Origin of the sequence: Streptomyces sp. NPDC047081 (assembly GCF_040643775.1) — a bacterium.
Classification (GTDB): domain Bacteria; phylum Actinomycetota; class Actinomycetes; order Streptomycetales; family Streptomycetaceae; genus Streptomyces.
The window spans coordinates 70614-76897 of the sequence record NZ_JBEYUY010000045.1; the positions used below are offsets into that span (position 1 = coordinate 70614).

The 6284-nt window shown below is 67.9% G+C and carries 6 protein-coding genes and 1 pseudogene; 3 read left to right on the top strand and 4 right to left on the bottom strand.

The window, feature by feature from the left end:
- Positions 1-550 precede the first annotated feature (550 nt).
- Positions 551-965 (bottom strand): annotated as a pseudogene (locus ABZ848_RS46240) (replication-relaxation family protein); the annotation flags it as partial.
- Positions 966-1534: 569 nt separating this feature from the next.
- Positions 1535-1993 carry a DUF6228 family protein gene (locus tag ABZ848_RS46245; protein ID WP_360842153.1) on the bottom strand — a complete coding sequence of 153 codons (459 nt, stop codon included), beginning with the start codon at positions 1991-1993 and terminating at the stop codon, positions 1535-1537.
- Positions 1994-2222: 229 nt separating this feature from the next.
- Here ABZ848_RS46245 and ABZ848_RS46250 point away from each other — a divergent pair, with 229 nt between their 5' ends.
- The gene (locus ABZ848_RS46250; protein ID WP_360842156.1) at positions 2223-2699 is read left to right on the top strand and encodes a hypothetical protein; all 477 of its coding nucleotides are present in this window, start codon (positions 2223-2225) and stop codon (positions 2697-2699) included.
- Between the two features lie 178 nt (positions 2700-2877).
- Here ABZ848_RS46250 and ABZ848_RS46255 read toward each other — a convergent pair whose 3' ends face one another.
- Both ABZ848_RS46255 and ABZ848_RS46260 read right to left on the bottom strand, forming a co-directional pair.
- On the bottom strand, positions 2878-3093 hold the full coding sequence (locus ABZ848_RS46255) for a hypothetical protein (RefSeq protein ID WP_360842159.1): 216 nt from the start codon (positions 3091-3093) through the stop codon (positions 2878-2880).
- A 571-nt stretch (positions 3094-3664) separates the two neighbouring features.
- Entirely contained in the window at positions 3665-4663 is a 999-nt protein-coding gene (locus ABZ848_RS46260) for a helix-turn-helix domain-containing protein (RefSeq protein WP_360842162.1), read from the bottom strand.
- A 292-nt stretch (positions 4664-4955) separates the two neighbouring features.
- On the opposite strand from ABZ848_RS46260, the gene ABZ848_RS46265 reads away from it, so the two are divergent.
- Positions 4956-5486: an acyl-CoA dehydrogenase family protein gene (locus ABZ848_RS46265; RefSeq protein ID WP_360842165.1), complete on the top strand. Its 531-nt coding sequence runs from the start codon at positions 4956-4958 to the stop codon at positions 5484-5486.
- A gap of 162 nt (positions 5487-5648) precedes the next feature.
- Positions 5649-6215, top strand: a complete 567-nt coding sequence (locus ABZ848_RS46270; protein WP_360842167.1) for an acyl-CoA dehydrogenase family protein — start codon at positions 5649-5651, stop codon at positions 6213-6215.
- Positions 6216-6284: the final 69 nt, after the last annotated feature.

Consider the following 6284-nt stretch of genomic DNA (forward strand, 5'->3'; position numbering starts at 1 on the left):
CCAGGCCGAAGCCCTTGTGGCGTACGACTTCTTCGAGACGGTCACCCTGACCGGGGCGCGGGCGCGCGTACTGCCCGCCGACCCCAACCCGCACCCTGAGATCACCGCAGGTGTAGACGTTCGCGCCTCGGTCGACACGGGCTCGGCGGCCGGCTCGAGCAGCTCGGCTTCTACGGCGGCCGCCTCCAGGAGTTCGCCGCGCACGGTGGCGGCCAGGGCCGAGATCTCGGCTGACGTACTTTCCCAAGCGGTTGAGGCAGGAGGAGTAGCAGGAGATTCGTAGCGATGGCCGGTTCCGCGAAGCCGTACGGCTTCGTGGGGGAGAGGTGGCTGGCCTCTCCACACCGGCCATCGTGCGGCGTCTGGCCCGCCGGGAGTTCGTCGATCCCGTAGGCGCCGTTTCCTTTGGTAGGTCAGGGCTTCGGGACCCAACGGGGCATAGCTGTGCAGTCGTTGCTGATCAGCGTGCCGCGAGAGGCTGCACAGGGCTTCGCCAGCACTCATTCCTCTATGACCCGGCCGCACGGTGCTCGGGTGCAGCAGGCCGGCTTTCGACCTCCACGAACGCGCGCAGCTTCCGACGGTGCGCGCCGTCGATGACGGTGTAGTGCAGGACGGCATCGGCAACGAGCCGCTCGCCCTCACCGATGGGGTGGGACACCTCGGGGGTCCAGTCCCAGGGGCCGTGCTCGTGCCCGAGCCGGCGGGCGTCTTCCGTGAAGGCCAGGTGGGCCCGCAGGACGGTGAGCGTGTGCGGTGTCTTGAGCGAGGCGGCTGTTGCGGAATTGATCGGATACGGTGGGCGGCCCCGCAGAGCGGGAAAGTCCCGCGCAAGGCGGGCACCTTCACCCGTGAGGTACCAGGCGCGGGAGCGGTTGGACCGGGGCAGCACCGTGTAGTCGACAAGCCCCTTGTGCCGCAGCGTTCGGCCGAAGCAGACCACGGAGCTGACGGGTGGTGGCCATCCGGTGCTGGGCGAGCACAGACAGAAGCTGATGAGGCAGCGGCTCCGCGGGAGGGGGAGTCCACGACGCGGCGATCTCGGTAACGCTAGTGGCCACTGCTGTCCCTTCTTGGCGGGTGGTCAAACTCCTGGCTCGCAACGGTCGTTGCTGACCGTGAGGAAACCCGTTGACCCCGACCCAAGGACCGACCACGAACCCCTGACCAGGCCCACGATGACGACACAACGTTCGTGGTCGGCCCAACCATGAGCTCCCGGCCACACACTCAGGAGCTTGCCGCCCGCGTGAGGCCGCCGCCATGCCGTGCGCGGTCGGGCGATCGCCGAGACGATGTGGCGCCCAACCATCAGGCACGGACACCGATGCGCCCTTGCAAGCACCGTCGGCCGGGCCAAGGCCAGCGGCACCACCGGCTGCACCGTCGCTCGGATCTGCCGCGGCGGCCTGATCGTCGACGACATCGGCATGCCTACGAACGCCCGTCCGTGGCCGTGACCAGCAACATCCACCCCTCAAAAGCGCACAGGTGCCGGCGAACCTGTGCCAGGTGCCGCCGAGATTCAACACGTTCAGCCCGGATGCTCGGGGAGGAGAAGCTGGTGAACCTCCGCGGCGAGAGCTGCCATCTGCTCACCGGCCTCCAGCCACGTGGTGATCGAGGCTTCCCAGCTGTCCGTCGGGCCCCGCCAGGGACGGAGCGTCCAGGTCAATGCGACATGGCCGCCCGACCTGAAGGATGCCGTGACCGTGAGGTCGCGAGCGTTGGTCTGCCAGACGCGCTCGCCGTCCCAGCCGCGGAAGTCCGCGGCCAGTTGAGCCAGAAACGGTGCGAGGTCGGCATCCCAGATCCAGGCGGTCACCCCGTCCATGCGGGCCCTCAGCCCCGGTGCGTCGGCCTCGATCGTGTAGTGCGAGCAGTCGGGGTCAGCGCGCACGGGGTCGGACAGCCGCACGCACACATCCCGGTTGATGCTGCAGCGGATACTCACCGTCTGCGGCTCGTCGGGGGCGGCACCTCGGGAGTTCACGCGCCGAACGCTAGCCGTCCTCCCTGTTCGCCGTCGCCGAGATTCCTGCGGTGGGCGAGTGAACCACGTACCCCATCCGTGACGTCCCAACTCATGTGACGCATCTAAGTCCCCCTGCTGGGAGGGGAGTTGGGTGCGTTGGCAGACCGTCGGACAAGCGTCGGCGAACCATTGGGCGGCCAACCGCGCGCCGGCCGGTTCGCGGCCCACAGTCAGCCCAGGAGAGTGCATGTTCCGGATCGTTCGCCCGCGCTCGATGATTCTGCTCGGCGCCGCCGTCGTGGGGTTCGCCGTAGTGGCGGGCGTCGTTCTGTTTGCCGGGGAAGATGCTCAGGGCAAGGACCTTGGCGGCGACCCGGGTCTGAAGACCGTCAGTGTCATCTCCGTCTGCTCGGACGTGAAGGTCCACGCATGGGTCACGGTGAACATCGGGACCGTGGCCCAACCTGACGACAGGAAGGTCGACTACGACGTCGGCGCCACCGGTCACGACCATGATCCATTCGGTCGTACCCTGGCCAAGGGGTGCGATATGGCTGCCGGAGCCTTCGGATCCCGCGTGGAGTTCAAGGCTGCCGGCCTCAACGGCGGCCGGCCGTTCTATGCGACTGCGCCTGCCGATCGCCGGCACGTCCTGGTCGTCCGCCTCACCCAGCACGCCGACGGCACGGTCACCAGCACGCAAGAACTGATCGCCGCCCGCTGACGACCACGGCGCGCCCACCTCCGCACTAGTCGGGCAACAGTGTGCGGCGCGATCAGCCCGTCGAGACCATCCACACCGCCAGGAGCAGGAAGATGACGCCCCCGACGTACAGGAAGAGGACCAGTCCCGCCGTGTGCCGCCACATCAGCACCCGAGCCGTCTGCGGGTCGGGCGGCAGCTACACCACCGTCACCTCACGCCCGGTCGCCGCCCCCAACCCGCCGCCCCGGAGCCGTGGTGAGAACTCCACCCGGCACCCTAGCCGGTCGGTGAAGGCGATGACCGGCACCCAGGTCGGCCCGTCGGCCTGCCGGGTCCGCACGTTGTCGACCACGAGGCCCTGCGCCCGAGTCCCGTTGTGCCGCAGCCGCCGTACCACCACGGTCTCGTGCACCGCCGCTGCGAGGATCAGCAGGCCGAGCGCCCCGAACGCCAGCGCACCGACGAACCTCCCGCCACCTCTTCCCTTCTTTCCCCCTTCCCTCTCGCGCCTCGGGCTCCACTCGGGCGGATGATCTACCCGTTACGACGTGAAACAGGCGCCGCTGGTTCAGAGTTGAGGCCGCGATCCGGAGATGACACTGGATCCGGCGGGGGCGTGGTTGAAGGCTTTGACGGCCGTACCGTATGGCGTGCGGTGCGGTGGTTCGAAGCCTTCGGCGTCACGGTGTGAGCGGCGCACCGCGGCCGCCGGGCGTCGGGAACGGCGGCAAATCCTCCGGGAGGAGTGTCTGGAAGTCGGTTACATCGGGTGACTGTATCGCGGCGAGTCGCCCGGCCTGACGGGGCGCCATCCGCTCGACCGTCCGAGTCCACCGACGGCTGCACCACCTGGAAGGACATCTCCAAGAACCTCCCCGACGTGCCGGCCAACTCCGCAAGTCACGCCGAACGGCGGCAATCGGCCTACGAAACACGGCCCCGCCAGGGACGTGCGGCACGGCTGAGGGAGCCGGCTCGGCAGTTCAGGCGGACTCGACGGGCAGCGGGTCCGGGAAGGCCCGTTCCGCGGATCGGATCCGTGTGTACTCGGCGGCGCGGTAGCCGAACTGCCGCCGGAAGACACGGTTCAGGTGGGACAGGTCGCTGAAGCCCCACTTCATCGCAAGGTCGGTGAGGGTGACGCGCCCTTGGTGCGCGAGCAGGTCCTCGGCGCACAGGTGCGCGCGCAGTCTCATCACTGTCTGGCTGAATGTGGCCGGAGCGTCTTCGTAGAGCAGGTGGAGCTTGCGGACGGAGATTCCGAAGTGGTGGGCGATGGCGGCGGGAGACGTGTCGCCGTAGAGCAGGTGACGGGTCAGGTAGTGCTCGATGCTGTCTCGTATCGCGTCGTCGTTCGTGCCGCTGTTGACGTGGTCACCGGTCGGCATTCCGTGCGCGAGCGCGTTGACGAGGGAAGCCAGCGCCGTTCCCGTGCTCGTGGCCTGGGCCTCGGTGAGCGTCGCCGCGGACCGCCAGGCCGCGCGCATTGTGTCGGCGACGATCGATCCCATGCCGTGCGCGGCGGAGTAGGTGACGGCGTTGACCTCGGCGGGGAGGCCATGGGGGAGGGAGCGGACGGGGATGCGGAACGAAAGTGTCCGCCAGTCGTCGAGGTAGTCGAGATGGAATGTCCTGGTGGCATCGACGATCGAGAACGTGCCTGGGCCGGACAGGCAGGTCGAGGCGCCTTGGCTGACGACGCACCGCCCTCTGAGCATGAGGTTGACAAAGACGACCTCATCCTCGATCCGGCTGAGTTCCTCCCGTCCGTGGTGGATCGTCTGGTCGCACGTCTCGATCTCGGCGCCGTTGATCTTGCCGTAAGCATGTGCATCGACCCACCCGTTGAGTCCTCCGCGGTCCCAGGAGTCCCGGGTGCCACGGGCCGCCGGCCGAAGGGGGGTGAATGCTTCGCACACCACCTCACGCCAGTAGCTGTACTGCTCGGACTCCGGGCGGTCGGCGGTTCGCCACTGCCGCACGGTCACACCTCCTCCGCCTGGGCACGGCCGCGTCCCCGGACCGTCGCGTCGCGCGCCCCGCTGCGTGGCGACGGTTCCAGGTCCAGAAAAGCGATACGACCGTTTCAAGCCGTACGGCCGACGGAGAAGATTCGGTTACACCGCTCTCACGGTCTCACCCGGTGCCCGCCCGCGGAGTGCTGGAGAACCGTGCACGACGGTTCCGGCCTCGCTGCGCTCTCGTCCGAGCCGGGCGGCGCCTTGGTGATCGATGCTCTGTGGACTCAGCCGGATATCGACCAAGGGAGCAGAGATGGCCATCGATTTCAGCCTCTCCGAGGCGGAACTCGAACTTCGCAAGCAAGCGCGCGAGTTCGCGGAGGGCGTGCTGAGCGGCGTCGAAGCCGCGATCGCACCGTTGGCTACGCCACTCGAACGGTTCCGTGCGCTCAAGCCGTTCTACCAGGAGATGGTGAACGCGGGCTTCGTCAAAGGACTGATCCCGGTCGAGGACGGGGGACACCGATTCACGAACCTCCAGTTCGCGCTCGCCTGTGAGGAACTGGCACGGGTCGACATCAACACCCCGAGCGCCGTCCTCGGTACCGGCCTGGGCGTCTACCCGATCCTGATCGCCGGCACAGCGGAGCAGAAGAAGCGGTTCTTCGCGCCGTTCCTCGACGGGAGCCCGGCCCTCGGGGCGATCGCCTTCACCGAGGCCGCCGGCGGCGCGAACTTCGACCACCCCGACCCGGACTTCGGCGTACAGACCTTCGCCGTACAAGACGGTGACGAGTGGGTCATCAACGGCCGTAAGGCGTACACCACCAACGCCTCGGGCTGAGACGAGAGCGGCGCCGACCTCATCAGTGTCGTCTGCCGCATCGACAAGACGAAGCCGCCGGCCGAGTCGCTGGCCATCATCGTCGTCGAGAAGGGCACACCGGGCGTCGAGATCACCGGGATGATCGACACCTTCGGACACGTTGCCACCAACTCTCCGATCGTGGAGTTCAACGATGTCCACGTGCCGCTGTCCAACCTGATCGGCCGGCCCGGCGACGGCCTCAACCTGACCAAGAGCGCCTTCTCCTGGACCTGCTCCAGCATCGGTGCCGCAGCGGTGGGCAAGATGCGGGCCGCGTTCGAACTCGCCTACGACTTCGCCAAGAACGAGAAGCGCTCCGGCCCGGTGCCCGTCCTTGAGTACCAGAACGCCGGCTACATGCTCGCCGACATCAAGACCCGCATCGAGGCCGGACGCTACTTCGCGTGGAAGGCCGCCGACCACTTCGACAAGACCGGCGGTATGGACCGCGAGCTGTCCAACATGGTCAAGATCTACAACTCCGAGCTCTCCGTCCAGACCGTGTACGACGCCATGCGGCTGGTCGGCGTCGACTCCTACGGCGACCGCACCAAGCTCGGGCCGATCATGCAGGACGTGCTCTGTTTCCCGGTCTACGACGGCGGCAATATGGGCGTCCGCCGCCGCCACCTCCACGAGATGCTGCTCAACCCGACCTACGACCACCTGGCCGCAGCGGAGAACCGCAACTCCGTCGCCCTGTGAAGGTCGAGTGCCGCCACGCCCGCCAGGCCCAGCGCCAAGCCCGTCATCCGCCGTACGCCCAGGTGTTCC

Bases quoted from the DNA above. Each gene is read 5' to 3' on its own strand.
- ABZ848_RS46250 (WP_360842156.1), top strand. From the start codon at position 2,223: ATGTTCCGGATCGTTCGCCCGCGCTCGATGATTCTGCTCGGCGCCGCC.
- ABZ848_RS46265 (WP_360842165.1), top strand. From the start codon at position 4,956: ATGGCCATCGATTTCAGCCTCTCCGAGGCGGAACTCGAACTTCGCAAG.